Raw genomic sequence first — 26,371 nt, forward strand, 5'->3', positions numbered from 1 at the left:
GAATGAGATTGATGCAGCCGCTTAAACTGCTGGCTATCGCATTATCACTATTGGTATTCCCTGTCAGTGCCGCGATTGAAGCCTATCAGTTTCAGTCTGATGAGCAGGAAGCCCTGTTCCGCGAACTCGCCGCTGAGCTGCGTTGCCCGAAATGCCAAAATCAAAATATCGCTGATTCCGATGCGGCATTGGCGCAGGATCTTCGAGCCAAGGTGTATGAGATGGTTAGCGAAGGTCAGGACAAGCAAGCGGTGGTGGACTATATGGTGGCTCGTTACGGCCATTTTGTGCATTACCAGCCGCCTTCCTCCGCGGCGTCCGTAATCATCGCTGGACCGATTTTGTTGATACTGATCGCTGGTTTCGTTGTGGTATGGCGTGTTCGTGCCGGGCGGAAACTATCACAGCGTAGCGAGATCCAGATCGATGATGAAAGAGTTCAGAAGCTGTTAGGTGAGGCGATACCCAGTGCGTCGAGTTCCACACCTGCTGCAGCGGATTCGCCAAACACTTCGGCCAATAAGGAAAAGTAATGACACTGTTTTGGATCGCTGCCGTAGCCTTGGTGGTTTTGTCGCTTGTGCTGCTGTTTCCTGCGCTTCGACGCTATAAAAGTTCAGCTGACGATGAGCAGCTGGTGGGGGACGGTCGACAACAGGCGGAACTGAATAAAGGCATTTATCGTGAGCGTCTGACTGAACTGGAAGCTGAGCTGGCCAACGGTGAATTAGAGCAAGCCAGTTTTGATGCCATGGTATTAGAGTTGAAATCCAGTCTGCTGGATGACGTTGATAGTGATCTAAGCGCTCCCGTGAAGTCACCTAGTAGCGACAAGCATCTGCTGGCCTGGGGCATCGGTGTGGTTATGCTGGTTGCTGTGCCAGCGATTTGGTATTGGCAGTTTGGTGCGTATCAGCAGGTGACCCATTGGCAAAATGTTCACAGTCAACTGCAGCAGTATATCCAACGCGGTGTGATGCAGGAGGGGGAGGCGCTTTCTGAAACAGATATGCGTGATTTCGCCTTAGCCCTGCGTACCGAACTGCACCACAAACCAACGGATGATCCCTCGGTCTGGTTGCTACTTGGTCGTGTCGGTATGGCGGTGAATGATGGTGAGCTGGCGATGGCATCGATGGAACGCGCCTATGAGTTAGCACCAACTAACCCATCGGTAGCGTTGGGTTACGCGCAAGTGGCGATGTATGCGCAGGATCCGCAGGTGGTTCATCGTGGTGCCCGCATTCTCGATGCGTTGATCGCCCATGAACCTAATAATCTGGATGCATTATCATTAAAAGCATTTCAAGCATTTGAGCAGGGCGATCATGGAACTGCAGCAACAGTTTGGCGGAAAATGGCCACGCTGCTGCCAGCGGACGACCCGCGTAAAGCAACCATCGAGCGCACCTTGCGAATGGTGGAGATGCAGTTAGCCCAAGGCGGTGCGGCATCACCAGCAGCTTCACCCGCTGCTCCGGCTAGTAAATCGACTCCCGTGGCAGAAGCAGCTGCGCCTCAATCTAAAGAGGTGCAAGGCCAGCAACTCTCTGTGGTGGTCAAGCTTGCCCCGGAACTGCGTAGTCAGTTACCAACGAATGGTAATTTGGTGGTGTTTGCTCGGGCGAAAGATGGTCCGCCGATGCCATTGGCTGTTAAGCGAATGCCGTTGGGTAACTTTCCAGTTAAAGTCGTTTTATCGGATAGTGATGCGATGATGCCAGCGATGAAGCTGTCCAGTTTTCCAGAAGTGTATGTTACTGCGCGGATATCGGTGGATCAGGATGTCAAATTGTCCGCAGGTGAACTGGAAGGGATCGGTGATGCCTTGTCGCTCAATGGTGAGCCACATGCCACCAGTGTGACAATTAATACCAAGCACTAAATAGCGCGAATACGCGACGTTTTTTTAAAGTTAGGGAAATACGTTTTCAATGATGTTGATGAAACAAATCAAGCGGGTGATCACCCTTGCCCTCTTGTGTGCGGTTGGCGTTGTCAGCCAACCCGCTTTTGCGGCCAAGTTCAGTGTGCCCGATCTGCCGCAGACGGCGTATCAGGATCCCTGGTTGGATGCCCGCTATGACGATGATCGCGACCCTATCGAAGGGATTAACCGTCTGATCTGGCGCTTTAACTTTAACTTCCTCGATCAGTACCTGTTCCGTCCCACGGCCGTTGTTTATGTCCATGCCGTGCCGGATATGATGAAAGATGGCATCAATAATTTTATTGAGAACCTCAACGAGCCATCGAGCACAGTGAATAATACGCTGCAGGGTAAATTTTCTGATGCCGGCAATAGCGCAGGGCGGTTTGTGATTAATACATCGGTGGGTCTATTAGGCACCATCGATGTTGCAGAACGTATGGGGATGGAGCGCAAGCAGGATGAGTTTGGTGAAGTACTGGCATTTTATGGTGTCGGTAATGGCCCCTATTTGATGTTTCCGGTGCTAGGCCCGACCGCGGTGCGGGAAGAGGTGGGTGATTACGTTGATAACATGTATCCACCGTTATCGTGGCTTAGCTTTACGCAAAAGCTGATCAAAGGATTGATGAGCGGCCTGTATAAACGTGCTGAGTTGATGAGTCAGGAAAAGCTGTTGTATGACTCATTGGATCCTTATGCATTTGTGCGTGAAGCCTACTTCAAGCACATGGAGTGGAAAGTTCATGACGGTAACGTGCCGGAAGATTTTCAACAGGAAGAGGAATTTGACGACTTTATCGACGGCCTCGACCTTTGAGTTGGAAATCCCCCTAGATTTGAACAGATAAGTTTATCTCGTCATATTTAACCACAAAGCCCAGCGATTGCTGGGCTTTATGGTTTCAGAACTTAGCGCAACACTAATTTGATGCCATTTGCTGTTGATGGGTTTTAATTGCCGCCGGTAGCAACTCACTCACTGCCCAAAGCTGCACAGGGCGAGTCAGCAGGGGGTAAAGCGGGATCGCTAACACGACGGGTAATGCTTGCCACCAGACATCAATATTGGCTAACCACAGAAATGGTGGGATCAAAAGAGCCAGCTTAAAGATGTTCACAGCCAATTTGGGCCAACCTTTCACATCCATATAGGCAAGGGAAAATATAGCGAGACGATCTGTGGGTCGAAAATCGCGTAATAGTGGATGCTTTGCCAAAGTAAAATGTATTGTCATAACTGCTCCTGTGAACCGCAACGCATTATGACAGAGCGCAGAGTTAGTATGAAGCTTAGCCGCTGTTCTCAGCAGCTAGCTCCCTTGTCAGTAATAGTGCTTAGTCGTTAATCTTTGTTGTTAGCTCCCTCTCCACGGGGAGAGGGCTGGGGTGAGGGGTATTTGAAACGAGAACCAGCATTATCGGTAACGCAAATAGATCCAGGTTGGCGCTTGCTGACGCTGCCGCATTAAAAAGAAAAAGTCCCCTCATCTCAATCTTCTCCCCAAGGGAGAAGAGGCTAAAGGCAACGATTAGCGTGGTTTGCTCCCGATTTAAGAGGACTTTTCTCTCTTACGTCATTTGTTCAGCAAGGCGATAAGCTTTGCTCCCTCTCCAAGGGGAGAGGGCTGGGGTGAGGGGTATTTGAAACGAGAGTCAGCAATATTGGTAACGCAAATAGATCCAGGTTGGCGCTTGCTGACGCTGCCGCATTAAAAAGATAAAGTCCCCTCATCTCAATCTTCTCCCCAAGGGAGAAGAGGCTAAAGGCAACGACGAGCGAGGTTTGCTCCCTATTTAAGAGGACTTTTCTCTCTTACGTCATTTGTTCAGCAAGGCGATAAGCTTTGCTCCCTCGTCAGTCGTAGCGCTTAGTCGTTAATCTCTGTTGTTTGCTCCCTCTCCAAGGGGAGAGGGCTGGGGTGAGGGGTATTTGAAACGAGAACCAGCATTATTGGTAACGCAAATAGATCCAGGTTGGCGCTTGCTGATGCTGCCGCATTAAAAAGAATAAGTCCCCTCATCTCAATCTTCTCCCCAAGGGAGAAGAGGTTAAATAGGGTATATTAGAAAGCAAAAAGCCCCGCACTTTGCGGGGCTTCGATAGCAATCGTAAATCGCTCTATTGGAGATTAACGCTTGGTTTCAGGCATCGCTTCGTGTGTACCTGTCACTTGCATCTCTTCTTCCAACGCTTCATCTTCTGTGGTTGGATGAGAGTCTTCTGCACCATGCATCCAATCAATCAGCTTGTCTGAAATCAGGTACAAAATAACTGCTGACACGACACCGGTGATCACCAAGCCGATGAAGATAGACAAAGACTTGTCGATCATCGCTGCTTCTTTTAAGCCATCAACACACTCGGTCAACTTAACAGCGTCGGTGATACCTTGTGCGGTACACTGACTGCTAAAGGCTTCTCCATTGCCGTGTACACCAATAAAGGAGCCCACAAAGCCAGCAACTTTGTTTGCTATGCCAGCAAAGGTGAACCACAGACCCATAAATAGACTGGCCAGTTTCACAGGGGCTAGTTTGGTTACCATGGATAGTCCTACCGGGCTAAGGCAAAGTTCACCCAGTGTATGGAATAGGTAAGCACCGACTAACCACCACAGGCTTGCTTTGGCGTCGCCACCGGCGATCTGCATAGATGCAGCAACCATGAATAGGAAGCCAAGACCTAATAGAAATAAACCGAGGGCAAACTTGGCTGGCGAGCTAGGCTCTTTATCGCCCAACTTAATCCACAGGCTGGCAAAAATAGGAGCAAACAACACAATAAAGAAGGCGTTGATGGACTGGAACCATGCCGTAGGCACTTCAAATGAACCAACCATACGGTCGGTAAACTTATCTGCGTAGATATTCATCAGGCCGCCAGCTTGCTCAAAGCCTGCCCAGAATACGATAGTAAATAAGCCCAATACGAAAATTACCTTGATGCGGTCACGCTCAACTTTTGACAGAGGACCTGTCTGACCTTCATCTTTGGCTGCTTGGTTTGCTTTTAGTTTTGCTACCGGCACTGTGCCGATGTCACCCAGCAGTTTGCGAGCAAAAATGCCCTGAATAACCAGAGACAGCAGCATACCGAAACCCGCAGCAGCAAAGCCTGCCTGGTAGTTGTTTACGAAGATCTCTTTGCCGTTAACGATTTCGGTATAACCGAACGACTGATAAGCACTGGCAACCAAAATACCGGAAAGGAAAGCACCGATATTGATGCCCATATAGAAGATAGTGAATGCACCGTCACGGCGATGGTCGCCATCTTCATACAGATCACCAACCATGGTTGAAATGTTCGGCTTGAACATACCGTTACCACAGATAAGTAGGGCTAAGCCTGCATAGAAAACAGTGTTTTCCTGGCCTACAAACCAGCCATGTGGCATGGCAAGTGTGAACTGGCCCATGGCCATTAAAAAGCCACCGATGAGGATCGACTTGCGTTGACCTAAGTGGTTATCAGCCAACCATCCACCAATCAGGGGTGTCAGGTAAACCAACATAGTGAAGGTGCCGTAAAGGCTGATGGCGTCTTGTTCGGTCCAGCCCAGACCATTACCGCCTTGACCGCTGACCTTATCAACTAGATAGAGTACGAGAATGGCGCGCATTGCATAGTAACTGAAGCGTTCCCATAGTTCGGTACCGAACAATAGAAAAAGCCCCTTAGGATGCCCAAGTAGGGTTCCCTGAGAAGGTGTGTTGCTCATGTTTTTTCACCCTGGAGGAGTAATATTTAGAATTATTTATATAGTTATTGTTTGAAAAATCGCTGCAACCTTACCTAGAAAGGGGGGATAAAATCAATCAAGCGCGTCAAGTAAGCGTATTTTTGCGAAGCCCGTAGTGTCAACTCAATGGTTTAGCGCTAGAGCGAGCCTGTAACATAGCCGTGTAGCTTGTTTTTTATACGAGTGTTTGGCGCCAGTGTTGTTGAAATATCGCCATTATATAGTAGCAACAGCAAAAGCCCCCTCATCTCAATCTTCTCCCCAAGGGAGAAGAGGTAAACAGACAAGGCAATGACGAACGAGTTTTGCCCTGCTCCTAGAGGAGTACCCCGTGCCAAAATCATCCAAAGAGACAATGAAAATTGAGCAACTGACCGAATGGCGTTGCTCAACCTTTGAAAAGGTGTAACCCATGTTGCCGGTTTAAAATGTTACCTATGTTCCGGTTGTACATCTTAGCTCCCTCTCCAAGGGGTGAGGGGTATTTGATACTAGAATCAGCATTATCGGTGGCGCAGAGACATCAAGGTTAGTATTTGCTGATACCACCAGTATGCAGTGGCAACAGCAAAAGTCCCCTCATCTCAATCTTCTCCCCAAGGGAGAAGAGGTAAACAGACAAGGCAACGACGAACGAATTTTGCCTGCTCTTAGGGGAGACTCCCCCATTGTTTAATTCATTCAGCGACACGATAAGCTTTTGCTCCCTCTCCAAGGGGAGAGGGCTGGGGTGAGGGGTATTTGATACTAGAATCAGTATTATCGGTGGCGTAGAGACATCAAGGTTAGTATTTGCTGATACCACCAGTATGTAGTGGCAACAGCAAAAGCCCCCTCATCTCAATCTTCTCCCCAAGGGAGAAGAGGTAAACAGACAAGGCAACGACGAACGAGTTTTGCTCTGCTCCAAGGGGAGAGGGCTGGGGTGAGGGGTATTTGATACTAGAATAAGTATTATCGGTGGCGCAGAGACATCAAGGTTAGTATTTGCTGATACCGTCAGTATCTAGTGGCAACAGCAAAAGCCCCCTCATCTCAATCTTCTCCCTAAGGGAGAAGAGGTAAACAAAAAAGCCAACCACGAACGAGTTTTGCCTTGCTCCTGGGGGAGACTACCCCATAGTCTAATTCATTCAACGAGACAATGAAGGTTCAGCAACTGACCGAATGGCGTTACTCAGCCTTTGAAAAGGTGTAACCCATGTTGCCGGTTTAAAATGTTACCTATGTTCCGGTTGCACACTTTTGCCCCCTCTCCAAGGGGAGAGGGCCGGGGTGAGGGGACTTTTGCTCTTTGCTCTATGCTAACTCCTTTGTTTTCGACTTCTGCTACGGTGTGAGAAGTTGTAACCATCAGCGCTGCTACAAACGGCTATACTCAGACGACGGCTAGAAATACTCCAAGGATGGAATCATCTCTTCACCATTACATTTAAAAGCTCGCGCACTAAGAAAAGCCCAAACTGACGTCGAAAAGCAACTTTGGTCAAAGCTTCGCGCAAGGCAACTACAAGGTTGCAAATTTCGTCGTCAGGTTCCTTTAGGCCGCTACATTGTGGACTTCGTTTGCCTAGAGCGTCACCTCATTGTGGAGCTTGATGGAAGCCAGCATATATCGCAGGCCAACTATGATGAGGTCAGAACAGCCTATTTACAGAGGCTGGGTTTTCATGTGATACGTTTCTGGAACAATGAGGTGATCGAAAATTTACAAGGTGTGCTAGAGGTGATTAATGCGCAATTAGATATGTAACTTATTGCCTCCTATCTTCCTATCTCCTATCTTCCATCTGAGCCCTTCGTCCTCAATTCTCTCCAACAAGGGTAAAGTGACTTTAATGCCCTTTGCTAACTTTCGGTAATCGTACTCTTCAGAACAAAATAGTTACAGCTACCGGGTGAGTACCAAGTGCAGCGGCTATCAAAATCAAATATCAGGGATAATTCGGTAAATTCTTAAGTAGCAAAGCGTGTAACATCTCGACCACGGTCAAAACTCTTGTTAAACTCCGCGCAACAGGGAAGAGCGGCTCATTTTTTTCCAAAAGCGCCTATAGTTACATCGGCTTTCTATTGTCAGGTGCAGTGATCCGCAAGCCAAGGAGTTTTGTTTGTCGTCTGTTCAGTTGGAAAATTGGTTTCTGCTAAAGGTAAAAGCTCGGCAAGAGCAACGTGCTGTTGATAACCTAGAGTTGCAGCTCGTTGAGGCCTATTTTCCGAAAATCACCGTAACTAAAATCTCCCGTGGTAAACGCACCGCAGCTTCTGAAGCACTCTTCCCCGGCTATATATTCGCTCGTTTCAACCCTCAGCTCATTGCGCTAACAACTATCCAATCGACACGCGGAGTCAGTGCTGTTGTCCGTTTTGGTAACCATTTGTCGAGCGTGCCAGATCAGTTAATTGATGAAATAAAACAACGCTGCGGGGAAATGGTTGCGCAGATCGACGCCAGTGCGCCGCAGTCAGGAGATAAAGTAGTAATCACTGATGGCAGCTTGAAAGGTTTGGATGCGCTTTATCAGCTCGAAGATGGTGAACAGCGGGCATTTGTGTTGATTGATCTGCTTGGTAAACAGCAACGGGTATCCGTTGAGAATATTCACCTGCAGAAACAATGAATTGATAAGAACGTGACGCGTTTAGCCGATAAATCAACTGTCATATAATTTGACATCGATTGGTATACGGCGACGGGTTTGTTGTAGAATGCGCGCGGTCACAATGAGTTGGTTGTGCGCAATAGCTCAGCGTAGTGGGCCTAAATATATAAAATTCAATTTGTTAAGGCGATTTGGGGGCCGTAACCCAAGGGCGGTAGCGTGTCTGAAATACCTACCTTTGGCCTTAACAGAACCAAGTAAGCTGTAGTAAACTTTCATCAATCAAAGGAACTGAAGTTAGCGCTTCGTTGCTATATCAATACTATTGACGAGTTCGTCGAGCTGGAACGCCTTAAACCATGATAAAAAGTAAGATATTCAGTACTTTCCTTTTTGCTGTCATTAGCTGCGTTGTATTTCCGACTGTCGCTGCAAGCCCCTCGCAGGCTCAGATAGAACAGTTCAAACGTCTTCCTAAAGCACAACAACAGGCGTTGGCTAAGCAATATGGTGTTGATATCAACCAGCTCAATGGTGGTGCACGAAGTGCACAAACTCAAGCGCAGCAGCCGTTGGTTTACCCCAGAGGTACGCAGTTTGATGAGCAGGGCAATGCGATTGAGCCCGATGTGGATCGTGATACTCCGGCCTCTAGCGATAGTGACGATGTTTTAAAGCCATTTGGTTATGACTTATTCGCTGGTAGCCCCTCAACGTTTGCTCCCGCGAATATGAGCTTGGTTCCGGGCAACTATATTATCGGCCCTGGCGATAAGGTTAATATCCAGCTTTATGGCAAGCAGGATGCTGAGCATGAATTCAGTGTGACCCGCGAAGGAACAATCGATTTTCCTTCGTTAGGCCCAGTAAAAGTAGCGGGCCTTACCTACAGTGAATTGAAGAAGTTCGTTAAAGAGGAAGTTAAGCGCCAAACCATTGGCGTGAACGTTAATGTCACTTTAGGTGAATTGCGTTCTATACAGGTGTTTGTGCTCGGTGAAGCGCACAAACCCGGAGCCTATACCGTTAGTGCTTTATCGACCATGACCCATGCGTTGTTTGTCAATGGCGGCATTAATGACATTGGTTCCCTGCGTAATATCCAACTCAAACGCGCGGGTAAGACAGTAGCAACCTTAGATCTTTATGACCTATTGACTAAAGGCGATACCAGCAGTGATGTGCGCCTGCAGTCTGGTGACGTGGTGTTTATTCCTCCTGTAGGGGATACCGTTAGCGTTGACGGTGAAGTGCGTCGTCCCGCGATATACGAGATCAAAGGCAGTGAAACCATTGGCGACTTGATTACTGTTGCGGGTGGATTTAAATCCGGTGCTTATCCTAGACAGAGTGTCTTAGAGCGTATTGACAGCTCTAAATTGCGTAAGCCATATAATCTTGATCTGACCAATGACAGCGACCTAAAGCGCAAGGTGCAAGATGGTGACTTCCTTCGTGTGCTGTCTGCTTCTTCATCCTTTGACAGCTCAATCACCTTGATGGGCGCAGTGACTCGCCCAGGCCTCTATGCCTGGAATGAAAATATGCGTATATCAGCGCTGATAAAGAGCCGTACGTCAGACTTGATGTCTTATGCGGATCTGGATTATGGCCTTGTGGTACGTGAACTGAATGTACGCGGTGATATCGAGGTGCTGCAGTTTTCCCCTGGTGATGTGCTGAGTGGCAAAGCTGGCGAGCAAGACTATCTGCTCTCTTCCAGAGATACTATCGTGCTATTTAGCCGTTACGAGCGTAAGTCCTCAGCAGCAACGACACTGTCAGACCTTGCAGGAACGCCACAACAACTGCAAAAGCGCCGCTCGTTGTTACTGGAAGAACGCGTTGAAAGTAACAAGTTCTGGCGGGAATACCTGGTGGCATTCCTAGGTGTTGATGGCAGTTTGCAAGGGCAAGAGCTGGAAGACGAGATCCAAACCAAGCTTTCCAGTATGGGTATCCAAGAATCAAGCCTACAGCAGATGGTGGCGGGGCAGGCGGATAGAAATACGCTGTCGTATCAGGATGCCCATGAATATTCACGCAAGCGCTTGCTACTCCCTATCGTTAATCAGTTGCAGGCACAAGGCCGCTCTGGTGCGCCGATACAGCTAGTTGAAGTGGATGGCGCGGTTAAAAATCCCGGTGTTTATCCTTTGCCCGCCAATGGCCGTATTTCAGACATAGTGACAGCCGCTGGTGGTTTAAGTGAGTCGGCATTCACCCTAACAGCTGAATTGGCACGTAACCGCGTTGAAAACGATTTCAGAGTCAGCATCGAACATCTTTCCTTTAATGTGCAGCAAGCGCTTAGCGGCGATGATGCTCAAGACCATATTTTACAGAGCAAAGACCGCATCAATATCCACCATCTACCGGATTACCAAGAAGAGATGAAAGTGGTGCTGCGCGGTGAGGTGGTATTTCCTGGGACCTATGTGATCCGCCGCGGCGAGACTATGATGGATGTGATTAAACGCGCCGGTGGCTTTACGGAGTATGCCCACATCGATGGTAGCGTGTTTACGCGTGCATCTGTGCGAGAGCAGGAGAGTAAATTTCTCACCAAGATCGCATCAGATTTAAGAACGGAGTTAGCCGGGATGAGCTTGCGTAGCGGTGCTGGCCAAGGGCAGCTCGTTGACTATGATCAGCTTCAGCAGCTACTGAACGACATTACGACCATCGAACCGGTTGGCCGTATGGTGGTTGATATTCCAGCACTGATGGAAGGTAACACTGCATTCAATATCGCTTTAGAGCCGGGTGATGAGCTGGTGGTGCCTGCGTTTAGAAACTCTTTGAATGTATTAGGACAAGTTCAGTTACCTATTACCCATTTGTATGATGGCCGATTGACGGTAGAAGACTATATCGCGCGTAGCGGTGGTTTGAAGAAGCAAGCGGATGATGACCGTATTTACGTGATACGTGCCAACGGCTCGGTGATGATCCCTGAGAAATCATTCTGGTTCAGTGGTAGCAGTTCAATGCAACTGGCACCGGGTGACACCATCGTGGTGCCATTAGACGTCGAGTACATGGACAACCTGACGCTTTGGACCAACATCACCCAGATCTTGTACCAGACAGGTGTAGCCGTAGCCGCAGTCGCATCGTTATAACGTATTTTCTTTAAGCACCCTCTCCAAGGGGAGAGGGCGAGGGTGAGGGGTGTTTGCTTTTAGTTCTAACACCTTCTCCCCTTGTCGGAGAGGGCAAGGGTAAGGGGCATTTAGTTCTTTACCGCTTCATGCTTTTTGTTCCTTCTCCCCTCGTGGGAGAAGGCTAGGATGAGGGGGCGCTTGCTTTTGCCCTCCCCAAAAAACTAATTTACTACGCACATAAACAGCAGATAAAACTGAGCAGATATTTATATGCCAAGCAACAAAACAACACCTGCGCATTCTTCCGCGACAACTTCCCTTCCAAACGGGCAAGAACAGTCGCCGTCATTCCAATCAGGTGCAGCACCATTGAATAACGACAATCAGCCATATGCAGGCCAATACCCAGGCTATATGCCGATGCCCTACATGCAACAACCAGCAGACGATGAAATAGACCTGCGGGAACTGTGGAACGTCATTTGGCGCGGCAAACTGCTAATCATCGCCATCACGGCGATCTTTGCTGTCGGCGCAGTGGCATTCGCCATCAGCAAGCCCAACATCTATAAAGCAGATGCACTGCTCGCCCCCGCCGAAAGTGCTGGCGGCGCAGGTGGTTTGCGTGCATTGGCTGGGCAATTTGGCGGATTAGCAAGCCTAGCAGGGGTTAACCTAGGTGGCGGTGGTGGTGAAGATAAGACAGGGCTGGCCATTGAAGTTTTAAAATCTCGTGCTTTTATTCAATCTTTTATAGAGCGCCATGATCTACTTGTGCCGTTAATGGCAGCTAAATCCTGGGATCGTCTTAGTGGTGAGCTTTCAATAAACCCTGAAATTTACGATATACAAACGCAAACTTGGTTGAGACAAGTAGACCCCCCTCAAATACCTCCTCCTTCAGCCTGGGAGGCCTTTGAGGCTTTTTCCAAAACTCTATCGGTGCAACAGGATAAAGCGACGTCGTTTGTTACTATCTCCGTTGAACATCTGTCGCCGACAGTTGCAAAGCAGTGGGTTGAACTTTTAGTTAAAGATATCAATCAGCACCTTAAAAACTTAGAAACTGATGAAGCTAAACGTAGTATTGCATACTTGGAAGCACAGCTTGAAAAAACGTCAGTGGCCGATATGCAAACTGTGTTCTACCAATTAATTGAAGAACAGACCAAAACGGTAATGCTTGCGGAGGTGAGGGAAGAGTACGTATTCAAGACCGTTGACCCAGCAGTTGTTCCAGAACAAAAAGCCAAGCCAAAACGTGCGCTAATTTGTGTGTTGGGCACTATACTCGGTGGGATGTTCGGGGTGATGGTGGTTTTAATTCGGCATTTCGCCCGTTCAGAGCCCGCCAAAGAGGAAGGTGGCATGGATCCGAATTCTTCGCGTCATTCACAAGCAAAGGCATAGCAGGGAGTTAGCCATGGATATCACATTGTCATTGCTTACCGCATTCTTATGTTCATTTTTCAGTATCAAAATACTTAAGCCGCTGGCGGAACAAGTCGGTTTAGTCGACAAACCGAACGAAAGAAAGAATCATGTCGGCCATATTCCCCTGGTGGGCGGCATATCGACATTCATTGGTGTTTTGATCGCCTCGGTACTTTGGCTCCCCCATTCGGCAGAGCTGCGCATATACATTATAGCTTCAGCCATGATGGTATTTATTGGCGTATTAGATGACAAATACGACCTCAGTGTTCGTGTTCGCTTAGTTGGTCAAATACTCATCGCTAGTTTGATGATCTTTGGTGTTAATGCCTATATTGCAGATCTCGGTGACTTGGTTGGGTTAGGTAACATCCACTTAGGCTGGCTGGGTATTCCGTTCACTTATCTTGCTATGCTCGGCGCCATTAACGCTTTTAACATGGTAGATGGCATTGATGGTCTAGTTGGTTCACTTAGTATTACCACATTTACATCCTTAGCACTGTTATTTTTGTTTAATAGCGACCAGCAGTTAGCGACATTTCCGCTGATGATAGCAACAGCAACCTTCCCCTATCTGCTATTTAATCTTGGTTTGCCGGGTGGTCGATTTAAAAAAATTTTTATGGGCGATGCCGGCAGTATGTTTATCGGCCTGTCTGTTGTTTGGCTTTTAGCGACCGGTTCCCAAGGAGAAAATCCTGCGTTTAGAGCCGTGACCGCACTATGGATTATAGCGATACCACTGATGGATATGGCGGCGATTATGTACCGCCGTATGCAGAAAGGGCAGTCCCCCTTTAAACCCGACAGAGATCATCTACATCATATTTTTATGCGGGCAGGCTTTAGCGCGCGTCAATCCTTACTCATTATCACAGTTTTGGCAGTGATTTTTGCAAGTGTTGGTATAGCAGGAGAGTTAATGACTATTCCAAGCTGGATGATGTTTGTTGGTTTTTTAGGTGTGTTTACCCTCTATTGTTATAGCTTGCAGCATATTTGGCGAATCGTTAGTTTTGTTCGGCATAACGTTACGCATGAGCAATAACTAATTTCAATTCGATAGTTTTAAAGTCTTTACCTTATTACCTAAAAAAGAATATCTGTTTGTAGCTTCTCTTTATTATAAAGTAATTAACTGCGTATTTTGGTCATTATATGAAAAATGTTGTTGTTTTTGGTGCGTCAAGCGGTGGTAAATTAGTTGGAGATGCATTAACTAGACAGCCTAAAAAATATAACCTGGTATGTTTTGTTGATAATGATCCAGAATTGAAGGGAAAAAAAATATTTCATAAACCCGTGCTTGGCGATCTCGGTGTTTTGCCTTCTGTATTAGCCGAAAATAATATTCATGAAGTTATTGTTGCAATTTCAAATGTTGACGATGAGTTGATTCTTGAAATTTCAAACCTTTGCCAGGAAAAAAATGTAGATATTCGAGTAATCCCAAAAGCATTAGATATTTTCCTTGAAGATCCGATACTCAACCAATTAAAAAATGTTGATGTTTCAGATTTGCTTGGCAGGAAAGAAATCGTACTTGATAGTGAGTTTTTACTAGAACAGATAGTAAGTAAATCCCTTATTGTAACAGGGGCTGCAGGTTCTATTGGTAGTGAACTCGTTCGTCAAGTCGCGCGTTTTAATCCTAGTAAAATTATAGCAATAGATCTTAATGAAAATGAACTCTATCTCTTAGAACTTTTCATCAAAAGGCATTATTCAGAAATTGACTTTCATTCGGTTATTGGTTCAGTTCAAGATGAATCTTTTATTAGACACGTCTTCAAGGATAATCCAGCTGATATAGTTTTTCATTGTGCAGCACATAAGCACGTACCATTAATGGAACGCTACCCTCAACAGGCGGTGAAAAATAACGTCTATGGGACATATGTCGTTGCGAGAGCTACTCAAGAGTTCAGTGTTAAACGTTTTGTTTTGATTTCAACTGATAAAGCAGTAAACCCAACGAATTGTATGGGAGCCTCTAAACGATTGGCTGAACTAATTTCACTATCAATGAATAGTCTAAACACCAAATTTATGGCTGTGAGGTTTGGTAACGTTCTCGGTTCTGCTGGCAGTGTTATTCCGATTTTCAGGCAATTACTCAGAGAAGGGAAGAATCTTACTGTCACTGATGAACGAATGACTCGCTACTTCATGACGATTCCAGAAGCTGCTCGTTTAGTTATAGAAGCAGGATATCGTGGGGAAGGTGGCGAGCTATTTGTGCTAGATATGGGGGAACCGGTAAAAATTACTGATTTAGCCAAGAATATGATCAAATTGTCAGGCGCAGCTGCAAACATAGAGTATGTTGGCTTACGACCTGGTGAGAAGCTCTATGAGGAGTTGTTTTACGATCATTCTTTGGTCGATAGAACAAAAAATGAAAAAATTATGATTTCGCGTTCTGAATCAGAAGAAAAATTAGAGTTTGCCAATGTCATAGATTCACTAGTTGAAGTCCTTGAAGGAAGAATTTGTCCCCGCCAGTTCCTCCGAGATTATGTTCCAAGTGCAGAGATTTAGATGAAGTGAAAACTATTGTTATAACGCATGTCTATCAGCAGGCATCGCCTTACTTAAGGGAGCTGTTTGATTCAATAGATGCTCAAACAGATCGCGAATTTGATCTTCTTGCATTTAATTATGGATTAAACAAGCCACTATCTTTTTATGGCTTTAATGGAGAAGAAGTTAGCAATGACCTTAACTTAGGTTTGCCTGATGCTCGTGATTGGGCTCTTCGCTATGCACTTTCTCACGACTATGAACTGTTGATTCTGATTGACGCTGATGATGTTATGGCGGTGGATCGGGTTGAGAAAACTAAGGCTGATTTTGATGATAAGGTAGGCTTTTATTACACAGGACTCAGATTACTATCTGATACACAGCGTGATTTTTTTGATGGTCAACTTCCGAAGGAAGTAACAACTGCACAAACATTGTTTAGCCACAATTTTGTCGGCCTTTCTCACTTCGCGCTTAATGTAAAGTTAGCCGCCAATGCAATTCGTCAAATGGATTGTCCATTAGATGTGATTGCTTATGATTGGTTTTTAGCTAGTGTATTGTTACTCAATGGCCTAAAAGCTAAACAAGTCGATACCAGTACCTATTATCGTATTTATGATCAGAATACAGCTGGCTTTACAAATCAGCTAACACCAGAAAAGTTACGACGCACGATAGAGGTGAAGGCTATCCATTATCGAGTTATGTCTGAGTATTGTTACAAGCGAGCCTTACGCAGGGAGTCACTAAGCTATCGCAAGCAACAAAAATATTATGATAAGTTACTACAACAACTTGATAGCAATGGCGATGTGTTCACAGAAAAATTGCTGTCAACTGTTAATAGTACCAGTGCGTACTGGTGGAGTGCAATTTAGGAGTTGTAATGAAAAGTAAAACAATCAAGTTGGCGGATAGTGAAGTTAGTAACTTTTCGCGTCCCTACGTTATCGCTGAAATTGGTGCCAATCACAATGGTGATATAGAGTTAGCTAAGTCGATGATTGACTCAGCAGTGGAGTGTGGCGCTGATGCTGTTAAATTTCAATCTTGGACTCCTACTTCACTTGTTTCCAAAGAAGAATATGATCGAAACCAAAGTTATGATGATTGCAAAAAGAAGCATTTTGGTTCGTTGCGTGAAATGGTTGATAAGTATGCGCTAACGACTGAAGATCACCATGAACTCAAGTTATATTGTGATTCTAAAGGCGTTGCATTTTGCTCAACTCCTTTCTCCGAGGGTGAAGCGGATTTATTAGAAGAGTTAGATGTCCCTTTTTTTAAAATAGCTTCGATGGATATTACAAATATTCGCTTACTTAAACATGTGGCCGCTAAACGAAAGCCAGTTATCATTTCTACAGGTATGTCTACCATGGCTGAGATTGATAACGCTATTACAGCCATTGAATCCACGGGGAATCAGCAAATAGTAATATTGCATTGTATTTCAATTTACCCGCCAGCAATGGAAGATGTAAATTTAGCAAATATCAGCATGCTGATGAAGGCATATGATTATCCGATAGGATTTTCAGACCATTCAATCGGTAGTGCACTTCCTCTTGCATCCGTTGCACTAGGTGCCTGTGTTATTGAAAAACATTACACAATTGATAAAAATTTGCCTGGTTGGGATCATGCTATCTCTGCCGATCCAGCTGAGTTAAAAGTTATTTGTGAAGAGTCGCGTAATATTCATACAGCAATGGGGAGTTTAAAACGGATAGTTTCCAAAGCTGAATTAGCAAAAAAAGAAAAATTCCGTCGTTCTGTTGTTCTAACTAGAGATTTGCCCAAGGGGCATATAATTCAGGCTAGTGATTTTACTTTCAAGCGTCCTGGTACCGGTATATCGCCAGAGATGGAAATGCAAATAATTGGGCGCGTGATGAAGGTTAATAAAGAAGCTGATGAGCTACTTAATTGGAATGATCTTGGCTAAACTATAATGGATTTAAAGCGGAAATTTCAACGTCCTTTAGGAATTATTATATGAAGACGGTCGCTTGCATTATCGCTCGAACTACTTCTACTCGACTCCCATTGAAGGTTTTACGTACATTTGATTCTAGCAATAGAGATTCAATGCTAGACATAATTAGCACTAGCTTAAAGAAAGCTTCACTAGTAGATGAAACCTATTTGTGCACATCAAGTGAATCTTGCGACGACATTCTGGAAGATGTAGCTGCAAAAAATGAAATAAATATTTACCGAGGTGCAGCCACTGCCGTAATTGAGCGAATGCTTGACGTTGCTGCGCAAACCGATGCTGACTATGTTATTCGAATCACTGGTGATAACGTCTTTACCGCCTGCGATATCCTGGATCAGCAAATTAAGCTTTGTTATGAAGAGCGATTAGATTATTGCAGAGTGGTAAATGTACCTATAGGTGTCACTGCTGAAGTAATTAGAGTTTCAGCATTGAAAGATATTTATTCTAAGATAGATCCTGAAGTAAGTGAGTATCTAATGCTATTCGCTTTTTCCCCTGATAGTTATCGCTGTGGCGTACTGAAAGTGGATAAAGACTATAGTTACTTCAGTCTGACCGTCGACACACCCGCCGACTTAGTTACAGGCAGAGCAATGCTTGAACAATTAGGAGGTCGAGCGGATGCAATCAAGCTCAGCTCCTTACTTTCAGTGATAGATGATTGTACAGATCGCTTTAAGAAGATTTCAGGGAGTTCTAAAGTCAAGCTTCCTTATGGTAAGACCGTTGATTTTGAAGAGTTTCAGCACGACCAAAATAAGCGAATTGAAGCAAGTCATGTTTCTAGAGGCGTCAAACTATGTTGATAATAGCTGAGACAGCCTTCAACCATGAAGGGGATTTTGAGTACTTATTACGACTTGTTGACGCTGCTGTCGAAAGTGGTGCAGACACGATAAAATTTCAAGTGCTAGTTGATGTAGATGAGTTTGTAAGCCCTAAATCTGATGCTTATGACGTCTCTAAAAGTTGGTGTTTTAGTGAGTCTCAATGGTGTCAAGCTATTGATTATGCAGCGTCTTTAGGGATGAAGATATTTATGATGCCACTTGATACTTCAGCGGTGCTGCTGTGTAGCAAGCCGGCTGTAGATTTTGTGGAAATCCACTCCGTAAGCTTTAATGACCGAGCATTGCTTCAAGCCGTTGAATCCTTGGACAAGACGATCGCTTTTGGTATCGGAGGCCGAACACTTGAAGAAGTGAAAGCGTTGATTGGGCGATATGGTGAACAGCGTCTCTTGTTAATGCATGGATTCCAAGCATACCCAACAGACATCGAGGATGTCTGCTTTCAGCGAATTAGTTACCTTAAGACGCATTATCCTGATTTAAAAATTGGCTATGCCGATCATTCAGCGCCACAAAGTGACGAGGCATTAGAGTCAAGTTTTATGGCTTATGCAAGAGGCATAAGGATTTTTGAGAAGCACCTAACGCTTGAAGATGAAAGAACGGACGCTCAGTCGGCTTTACGTCCTGCCGCACTAAAGAAGTATGTCCAGAAAATGCACCGCTTTCATCGACTTGCTGATTCGTTGGCCTCAAATTGGCAACCAATGACGGAAGCTGAAACTAAGTATAGGTATCGTCAGAAGCAAGTTGTCGCAGCATCGAATATTGAGCAGGGGAGTGTCTTTAATGAACAAAACCTCTGTCTTCAAATGCATACTTGTTCCGGCAGTCATACTCAAATAGAAATATTGTTAGGTAAGGCTGCTTCTGTTTCATATCAACGTGGTGATGTAATAGATGAGAATTAATAATCTATTTAGATGATTATTTATTAGCTTATATTTCAAGGTGAATAGATGACTTTCGAAAAGATTGCCGTATATGGTGCAAGTGGGTTTGGTCGAGAGGTAATGCCTCTTGTTCGCCAGCAATACCCAGATTCAACTCTCTGCTTTGTAGATGATGGATGTAACGATACTAAGCTCAATGGTTATCCTGTATATAGTTTCGAAGAGTATATACAGCACTCGAGAGGGTGTAGCGGTATCGTTGTCGCAATTGCAGATGCTAAAATAAGAGAGAGTTTGGAATTAAAATGTATTGATAAAGGAATGGAGATTGTTCCTGTTAGGGCGTCAAACACAATTATATTGGACGAGGTTGAACTGAAGGATGGTGCTATTCTTTGTCCATTTACTACATTGACTTCGAACATTAAAATCGGACGCTCATTTCAAGCGAATATATATAGCTATGTTGGCCATGACTGTCAGATCGGTGATTATGTTACGTTTGCGCCTAGTGTAAAATGCAATGGGAATGTTCAAATTAATGACCGTGCCTATATTGGTACTGGAGCGATCATTAAACAAGGCAGGCCCGGTCGCCCTCTAGTTATAGGTGAGGGAGCTACGGTAGGCATGGGGGCTGTAGTTACGAAAAACGTTCCTGCAGGTGCCGTCGTCATTGGGAATCCTGCCAAACCACTAGCACGGAGAGGCTTGGGAGGATAAATGACAACTTTCAATTTTGGTTGCGTGCCAATTGAGGCTATAGAAATTGGGATGACTAGCAGTTATTCGCAGACAATTTCGGATGCGGACATTAAGGCATATGCTGGTATATCAGGGGATCATAACCCTGTACATGTTAGTGAAGAATACGCTGAATCCTCTCGATTTGGCCGCAGAATTGCACACGGGTTGATGTCTGCCGGCTTTTTTTCGGCTTTGTTTGGTATGCGTCTTCCCGGGCCCGGTTGTGTCTATGTTTCACAAAGTCTTCAGTTTAAGCGGCCGGTCTACATTGGCGATACCGTCACTGCGACAGTTGAAGTGTTAAAGGTTGATGTGACAACTAGAAAAGTTATATTTAGTACTCTCTGTACAGTGAATAATCGAAAGGTTATTACAGGTGAGGCTGAAATATACATGCCAAAGGCTAAGAGTTAGTTATTCTTTTTATCAAATTGGTGTTTATAATCTAATTCGCCTTTCTCGGAGTAACAAGACGTGCTGAATACCCCATTTTCTCCTTGGCCTTCGTTCACTGAAGAAGAGGCTGAGGCTGCAAAAACAGTACTACTTTCTAACAAAGTAAACTATTGGACAGGGCAGGAAGGCCGTTTATTTGAGAAGGAGTTCGCTGAATTTTCTGATTCTAAATACGCGGTTGCTGTAGCTAACGGTACATTAGCGCTCGATTTGGCGTTGGTGGCTTTAGGAATTGGTGATGGTGATGAGGTTATCGTTACTTCGCGAACCTTTCTCGCCTCCGTCAGCTGTATTGTAAACGCTGGCGCTATTCCAATATTTGCAGATGTTGATCTTGAAAGCCAGAACATCACTGTTGAAAGCATATCCGCAGTATTATCAGAAAATACCAAGGCCATCATATGCGTGCATCTTGCTGGCTGGCCATGTGATATGGGGCCCATTATGGATTTAGCAAATGAGAAAAAACTGTGGGTGATCGAAGACTGTGCTCAAGCTCATGGGGCTAAATATAAAGGGCGTTCTGTAGGCTCGATAGGGCACATAGGAGCGTGGTCATTCTGCCAAGATAAAATCATGAGCACTGGTGGTGAAGGTGGAATGGTAACGACTAACGACAAAACACTTTGGAAAAAAATGTGGTCGTACAAAGATCACGGTAAATCTTGGGATGCTGTTTACGAGCACCAACATCCTCCTGGTTTTAGGTGGCTTCACGAAAGCTTCGGGACAAACTGGCGGATAACAGAAATGCAGTCTGCTATTGGCCGTATTCAGTTGAGAAGAATGCGATCTTGGACAAAGCAACGGACAAGTAATGCAGAGAATATTCTGGAAATCTGTCGAAAATTCAAGGCGCTGAGAGTGCCAGAAGCCCCTAGTGAAGTAGTCCATGCATGGTACAAATGCTACGTCTTTGTTAAGTCTGATCAGCTCAACGATGGGTGGGATAGAAATAAAGTAGTACGCGAAATCAGTGCGAAAGGTGTTCCCTGTATGCAAGGAAGTTGCTCAGAAGTATATTTGGAAAAAGCGTTTGACAACAAGCTATGGAAACCGAGTAAACGCTTACCTAATGCAAAGGAGTTAGGCGAATTGAGTATCATGTTTTTGGTGCATCCAACCTTAACTGATACCGAAATTGAAAAGACTACCAAAGTTATAAATGAAATTTTAACTTTAGCGAGTGTGAAATAAATAATGAGAAAATATTCATATATTACACTCGAAACCTCGTTAAAGAGTGAGGTCGTTTCTGCGTTAAATTATGCTAAAGAAAACTTCTCTGCGCTTGAGTTTGGTCGGTTTAGTATTCCTAATACGAGTATTTTCGGAATTAAAATATGCTATGAGACTAAATCTATTGAATCTGAAATTCAATATGAACTACATAAGAAAAATTTTGATCTTCACTTCTTAGTCGAGGGTGAAGAGTGTATTTCTATTCTAAAAAATGATAGTCAAATGAATATTTCTTCATCATACAATGAAATCGATGACTATCAGCTATTAACTTCCAACGAGCGCAATTGTGAACTTATTAGGCCTAATGAGTATATCTTGTTTGAACTCGGGGAGGCTCATGCGACGGGGTATAATATTGACAATGTTAATATTGTTCATAAAGTAGTGCTAAAGATCCCATTCGAGCTAGTGGATTAGTTGAGTGAAAGTGTTTGCTAATGTGCTGATTTATTCAGGAGGGGAGTTTTTAAGTAAATTAATCCCATTTTTATTATTACCGATAATTACGAATTATTTAAGCCCTGAAGAGGTTGGCACGTATGCAATGATATTATCATTGAGTGCCTTATTGGTTATTTTTGTTGGTATGAGCCAACAAGCCGCTATATCACGTTTTTATTATTTCAAAGAGAAGCTGGAATATTCTAGTATATACAATAGTGCCTGTATTGCTTCATTGGTATCTGCTTGTGCTATTGCCTTAGTAATGTATTTTTTTGATAGCCTCATAGCTAATTTTTTCGAGTTAGAATACAAATGGATTGTTGCGACCTTACTACTTTCTTTTTTTCAAGTCTTGCTTGGTTTTGTTCAGGCTTATTTCCAAGTTAGTAAGAATGCCGTTGCATATTCTTGCATACAATTTTTTTCGACATTTTTATCACTGAGTACTGCTATTGTTCTTATTGTTTATTTTAGTTTGGGTTGGCAAGGATATATATTTGGAGTAATACTTGGTGTTGCGAGCACAGTGTTTCTTTCTAATGTTTATATCTATAGAAAGCAAAGTTTCCAGCTTAGGGCTGCTAGTTGGACTGAATATAGTGAAGTGATAAAGTATTCACTTCCATTAGTTCCTCATAATGTATCAACTTGGTTCAAAACTAATGGCGACCGATTTTTAGTTGCATCACTAATTGGGTCAGCTATCGCTGGTGTCTATTTTGTAAATCTACAGATTGCTAGTATTTATTCTATCTGTGTGTTTGTCTTGAATAGAGCTCTTCAACCCTTTTATTACGATAAATTAAAAATAGACGATAGAAATTCAGCGGGTGACTTAAAGAAAATCATATTTTTTCATTTGAGTGCGCTTGTTGTGGGGTTTGCTATTTTTATTTTTTTATATGACTATATATTTTCCTTCATCGTAAATGGCGATTTTATACTAAGACATGATCTTATATTAATTTTCATGATAACAGCATTAGTGCAAGGGTGTTACTTAATCATCTCTAACTTTGTATTCTTTGCAGCTAAAAATCAACTGATATTGAAGGCATCTTTGGTGAATTTAGTTGTTTACGGGATATCTATGTTTGCGCTATTTGATTACTTAGGTGAATCAGGCGTGGCTTTGGTTAGTTTGATTTGTATGTTGCATTTATTAGTTCATGTTGCAGTTACTTCAAATAAAGCTGGTGTATTTAATGCTCTTAAGAATATACAGAAATCTAAAGGCGTTTAGGAATAAATTTTTAATTTACATTTATACATGGCTTGTTAAACGTCAGTGTAAATCACACAGAGGCCGTGTGCGGGCTCTCGGCCGAACTTACGTAACGAATAGTACGATTCTGGGAGATAACGTAAGTTTCAATGGTATGAAAATTCAAGGGTTTGGCGAAGTAATAATAGGGAATAATTTCCATTCTGGACCTGAATTGTTGATGATTACAGATGTTCATAATTATGAATCTACTAAAATACCCTATGATGATACATATATAGTAAAAAACATTACCATTGAAGACAATGTATGGATTGGAACAAGAGTTATCATTCTGGGTGGTGTTACAATTGGTGAAGGTGCGATAATACAGGCGGGTAGTGTAGTTGTGAAAGATATTCCTCCAAATGCAATTGCAGGTGGCCACCCTTGTACAGTATTTTCCACTCGAAATAAAAAGCACTACAGCGAATTAAAGAAAGCTAAGGCATTTCACTAAGTATAATGAATATATTTGAGGTGGTAGAAGACAGTAATTCGCTTTTTAAGAGTAAAAAACCAAATGTTTTTGAAAGATATAGAGATGATCAATTAAGTAAGAAAAGAGGAGCATTTTTCGTAAGGTTGGCTATATATATATATACGCTTTTAATGGCAGTCCTTAGATATAGTAGAGCAGAATCTGATAAATTAAAAAGAATCGAAAAAAACAAAACTATTTATGTGTATGAAACACAAAATCAAAAAAGAGCTCTTTCAGTCCTTTATAAAGAAGACAAAGAAAAACACACATTAAGTTTTCATCACTTTTATTCTGCTGATTCTTCTCTAAATGAAGTGCTTCCATTAATTCTTGGTCTGATTTCACTCCCTTATTATGTTATATATTTTCTCTTCTTTGATTTTAAACACAGGATATTAATAGATAAATATCTTATATCATTCGGTTACTATTTGTATTTTCGCTTTTTTCTTCCCGTGAACGTAACTAACGTAGTGGTAGCAAATGATCACACTGAACGCCTGCGAGCATTCGCTCATGCTTGTAAGACTAGAAGCATAAAGATAACTTATGTTCAGCACTCTCCTGTTAATAGCGCATTCCCGCCATTAAATCTGTATGATATTTCGATGCTTGATGGTCAGTCGTCATTAGATACATATATGAATACTGGGCCAGTGCTTGGAGAAGTTATTCTTTCAGGTGCAATTAGAAATTTTTTTCTTAAAACAGATGTAGATCTAGTTTGTGAACATGATCGTAAAACCTTTGGTATTGGGATAAACACTTTAGTTGATGTGAAAAAACTCACAGGGCTTGTTGGTGATATTTCCAATAAGCATCCAGATCATAAAGTGATAATAAGATTGCATCCAAGTCAAATGAAAGAACATAGCATGTTCTCTTCAATCTTTGATAGTGAATTAATTCACGTGTCAGGGGCATGGGAGCAGTCTACGATGGAATTTATTAATACTATCGACGTATTGTTTGCTGGCTCTTCGTCTATTCACTTGGATGCCCTTGCCGCAGGGGTTTTAGCTGTTATGGTCGATATAGATACTGAGTTTAGTGATTATTACTTATTTCAGCAGCGGGGATGTGTCATCGCGTTTTGTGATTTCTTAAACCTAGATGTTTCTAGATATACTGATGTATGTGCCTGTTCAATTGATAAAGCAAGGTATTATGATTTCGCCCTTGGCATGAATTCAACTCAACAGCAAGTTATTCTAAAGAATTGTCTCAATAAGATAAAAGAAAATAAGAGCCCGCAGGTCTTATGAAAAAGAAAGTTTTATTGTTAAGTAATGCATACTGGCCGTCAATTGGTGGAATTGAAAATTCATTGCGCCATTTGGCTAATGAGGCAAAGGAAAGTGGTGATGATGTTTCCATCATCGTTAGTGATATTGGAGTGAAAAATAACGACCCCGAGCGCTTTGAGTCGGTGGTTGATGGTGTGAAGGTAACTCGCTATCCCCTAGCGCCATTATCCGGTTTCCTTAAGCCTTTGAATTTAATAGTGTCACAATGGAAGCTCTATAAGATTTTACAACAGAGATACAAGGTTGCACCAGAGACTGTTGTCGTCGCGAGGTATCATTTTTGTGCGTTAATGGCCGTTTTTGCTGGTTTCAGCGATGTGCGCTATCTCGTTCCTTCGATCATTTCCCATCAGTCTGAATGTGAGAAAGACAGAGAGAAGCCTTTACTGACTAAGTTTAAGCTATTTCTCTTTATTTCGCTTCACAATGTAGTGCAACGCAGTGCGTTGAAGCGCTGTCAAAATTTTGTGTTTAGTAATACGATGCTAAAACAAAGTTTGGCACTTGCTGGAAATCGCCCATATGACTACAGGCTAACAAAACCGGGGGTTGACCCGCAGCGTTTTAATGTTGCTACAGAATCTGAAAGGAGTGAATTGAGAAAGCAGCTTTTGTTGCCTAGGGACAAACCGATTGCTCTATTTGTTGGGCGCTTTGTAAAAGCAAAAGGAGTCGATGTACTTCTTAAAGCGATGAATTATGTGAACATGGATATGCATATTGTGCTTGTCGGTGATGGTGATGAGAAAGAAGCCTATCTTCAGTATATTGACAGGCATAACTTAAATGACAAAGTTAGTGTGGTTGAACCAACAAGGGAGGTTGAAGCTTACTTCCGTTGCGCTGATATATTTGTGATGAGCTCTCGTTATGAGCCTTTAGGTCAAACTCTGCTCGAAGCTTTTGCATCAGGACTACTTATCGTCGCATTTGATAGATGTGAATATGTCGATACTGCCACGAGTGAATTAGGTATGGATAGAAGTGTTATCTATGCGCAAAAATTCGATGCAACGGCGCTTGGTATTGCACTAGAAAAAGCCTTTGCTATGGTGGGTGAGTTTAATCGATTGGATAGCAGTGAAATCGCCTTAAAAAAATTTTCCTGGTCTAATCTATATTCAGAATTGACAGAAAATGCACATCATATTTAGAATTTATCATAAATGACTCTCAGTAAGAGCAAATCACTGTCGCTATTTTTGTTGTCGATAACTTTCTTTCCTCAATTCCCTGGGATATTTCAAAGAAGTGAACAACACATTAATGTTTTAGCACTTCTTATTTCTGTCTGTATTTTGGCTCTTCATAAAATCAGGCTAA

The 26,371-nt window shown here is 43.5% G+C and carries 23 protein-coding genes; 21 read left to right on the forward strand and 2 right to left on the reverse strand.

From position 1 onward, the window contains the following. Positions 1–2: 2 nt before the first annotated feature. From EZV61_RS05515 to EZV61_RS05525, 3 genes are read left to right on the forward strand one after another with little or no spacing between them, the layout of a single operon-like run. A complete protein-coding gene (locus EZV61_RS05515) occupies positions 3–533 on the forward strand; it encodes a cytochrome c-type biogenesis protein (RefSeq protein ID WP_131414718.1) in 531 nt (176 codons plus the stop codon). After that, the gene (ccmI, locus tag EZV61_RS05520; protein ID WP_131414561.1) at positions 533–1,885 is read left to right on the forward strand and encodes a c-type cytochrome biogenesis protein CcmI; all 1,353 of its coding nucleotides are present in this window, start codon (positions 533–535) and stop codon (positions 1,883–1,885) included. The genes EZV61_RS05515 and ccmI overlap by 1 nt, the downstream gene beginning before the upstream one ends. A 58-nt stretch (positions 1,886–1,943) precedes the next feature. After that, positions 1,944–2,750: an MlaA family lipoprotein gene (locus EZV61_RS05525; RefSeq protein WP_240695149.1), complete on the forward strand. Its 807-nt coding sequence runs from the start codon at positions 1,944–1,946 to the stop codon at positions 2,748–2,750. Between the two features lie 103 nt (positions 2,751–2,853). Here EZV61_RS05525 and EZV61_RS05530 read toward each other — a convergent pair whose 3' ends face one another. Further along, a complete protein-coding gene (locus EZV61_RS05530; protein WP_130567875.1) occupies positions 2,854–3,168 on the reverse strand; it encodes a hypothetical protein in 315 nt (104 codons plus the stop codon). Positions 3,169–4,062: 894 nt separating this feature from the next. After that, on the reverse strand, positions 4,063–5,655 hold the full coding sequence (locus EZV61_RS05535; RefSeq protein ID WP_131414562.1) for a peptide MFS transporter: 1,593 nt from the start codon (positions 5,653–5,655) through the stop codon (positions 4,063–4,065). A 1,435-nt stretch (positions 5,656–7,090) separates the two neighbouring features. Between EZV61_RS05535 and EZV61_RS19695 the strand changes: the two genes are divergently transcribed. The 18 genes from EZV61_RS19695 (at position 7,091) to EZV61_RS05625 (ending at position 26,202) form a co-directional block, all read left to right on the forward strand. Then, complete coding sequence (locus tag EZV61_RS19695; RefSeq protein WP_131414720.1) at positions 7,091–7,429, forward strand: endonuclease domain-containing protein; 339 nt, start codon at positions 7,091–7,093, stop codon at positions 7,427–7,429. A gap of 358 nt (positions 7,430–7,787) precedes the next feature. Then, positions 7,788–8,297, forward strand: a complete 510-nt coding sequence (gene rfaH / locus EZV61_RS05545; RefSeq protein ID WP_165419419.1) for a transcription/translation regulatory transformer protein RfaH — start codon at positions 7,788–7,790, stop codon at positions 8,295–8,297. Between the two features lie 341 nt (positions 8,298–8,638). Beyond that, positions 8,639–11,404: an SLBB domain-containing protein gene (locus EZV61_RS05550; RefSeq protein ID WP_131414564.1), complete on the forward strand. Its 2,766-nt coding sequence runs from the start codon at positions 8,639–8,641 to the stop codon at positions 11,402–11,404. A 396-nt stretch (positions 11,405–11,800) separates the two neighbouring features. Beyond that, complete coding sequence (locus EZV61_RS05555; RefSeq protein ID WP_131414721.1) at positions 11,801–12,796, forward strand: Wzz/FepE/Etk N-terminal domain-containing protein; 996 nt, start codon at positions 11,801–11,803, stop codon at positions 12,794–12,796. 13 nt (positions 12,797–12,809) lie between these two features. Further along, positions 12,810–13,871, forward strand: a complete 1,062-nt coding sequence (wecA, locus tag EZV61_RS05560; RefSeq protein WP_131414565.1) for a UDP-N-acetylglucosamine--undecaprenyl-phosphate N-acetylglucosaminephosphotransferase — start codon at positions 12,810–12,812, stop codon at positions 13,869–13,871. Positions 13,872–13,981: 110 nt separating this feature from the next. Beyond that, on the forward strand, positions 13,982–15,364 hold the full coding sequence (locus EZV61_RS05565) for a polysaccharide biosynthesis protein (protein WP_131414566.1): 1,383 nt from the start codon (positions 13,982–13,984) through the stop codon (positions 15,362–15,364). A gap of 5 nt (positions 15,365–15,369) precedes the next feature. Further along, entirely contained in the window at positions 15,370–16,230 is an 861-nt protein-coding gene (locus EZV61_RS05570; protein WP_131414567.1) for a glycosyltransferase family A protein, read from the forward strand. Between the two features lie 8 nt (positions 16,231–16,238). Further along, complete coding sequence (locus EZV61_RS05575) at positions 16,239–17,300, forward strand: N-acetylneuraminate synthase family protein (protein WP_131414568.1); 1,062 nt, start codon at positions 16,239–16,241, stop codon at positions 17,298–17,300. 50 nt (positions 17,301–17,350) lie between these two features. Next, positions 17,351–18,163, forward strand: a complete 813-nt coding sequence (locus tag EZV61_RS05580) for a cytidylyltransferase domain-containing protein (RefSeq protein WP_131414569.1) — start codon at positions 17,351–17,353, stop codon at positions 18,161–18,163. Beyond that, positions 18,157–19,119, forward strand: coding sequence for an N-acetylneuraminate synthase family protein (locus EZV61_RS05585; protein WP_131414570.1), 963 nt, complete (start codon positions 18,157–18,159; stop codon positions 19,117–19,119). The genes EZV61_RS05580 and EZV61_RS05585 overlap by 7 nt, the downstream gene beginning before the upstream one ends. Positions 19,120–19,167: 48 nt before the next feature. After that, the gene (locus EZV61_RS05590) at positions 19,168–19,824 is read left to right on the forward strand and encodes an acetyltransferase (protein ID WP_131414571.1); all 657 of its coding nucleotides are present in this window, start codon (positions 19,168–19,170) and stop codon (positions 19,822–19,824) included. Beyond that, positions 19,825–20,262 carry a MaoC family dehydratase gene (locus tag EZV61_RS05595; protein WP_131414572.1) on the forward strand — a complete coding sequence of 146 codons (438 nt, stop codon included), beginning with the start codon at positions 19,825–19,827 and terminating at the stop codon, positions 20,260–20,262. A gap of 60 nt (positions 20,263–20,322) precedes the next feature. Beyond that, on the forward strand, positions 20,323–21,501 hold the full coding sequence (locus EZV61_RS05600; protein WP_131414573.1) for a DegT/DnrJ/EryC1/StrS family aminotransferase: 1,179 nt from the start codon (positions 20,323–20,325) through the stop codon (positions 21,499–21,501). Between the two features lie 3 nt (positions 21,502–21,504). Further along, on the forward strand, positions 21,505–21,966 hold the full coding sequence (locus EZV61_RS05605; protein WP_131414574.1) for a NanQ anomerase/TabA/YiaL family protein: 462 nt from the start codon (positions 21,505–21,507) through the stop codon (positions 21,964–21,966). A 4-nt stretch (positions 21,967–21,970) separates the two neighbouring features. Next, entirely contained in the window at positions 21,971–23,236 is a 1,266-nt protein-coding gene (locus EZV61_RS05610; protein ID WP_131414575.1) for a lipopolysaccharide biosynthesis protein, read from the forward strand. A gap of 136 nt (positions 23,237–23,372) precedes the next feature. After that, on the forward strand, positions 23,373–23,717 hold the full coding sequence (locus tag EZV61_RS19640; protein ID WP_276320493.1) for an acyltransferase: 345 nt from the start codon (positions 23,373–23,375) through the stop codon (positions 23,715–23,717). A 20-nt stretch (positions 23,718–23,737) separates the two neighbouring features. Next, on the forward strand, positions 23,738–25,006 hold the full coding sequence (locus EZV61_RS05620; RefSeq protein WP_205695323.1) for a hypothetical protein: 1,269 nt from the start codon (positions 23,738–23,740) through the stop codon (positions 25,004–25,006). Beyond that, the gene (locus EZV61_RS05625) at positions 25,003–26,202 is read left to right on the forward strand and encodes a glycosyltransferase family 4 protein (RefSeq protein WP_131414578.1); all 1,200 of its coding nucleotides are present in this window, start codon (positions 25,003–25,005) and stop codon (positions 26,200–26,202) included. The genes EZV61_RS05620 and EZV61_RS05625 overlap by 4 nt, the downstream gene beginning before the upstream one ends. The last annotated feature ends 169 nt before the right edge of the window (positions 26,203–26,371 follow it).

This window comes from Corallincola luteus (assembly GCF_004336975.1).
In the GTDB taxonomy this organism is placed as follows: Bacteria; Pseudomonadota; Gammaproteobacteria; order Enterobacterales; family Neiellaceae; genus Corallincola; species Corallincola holothuriorum.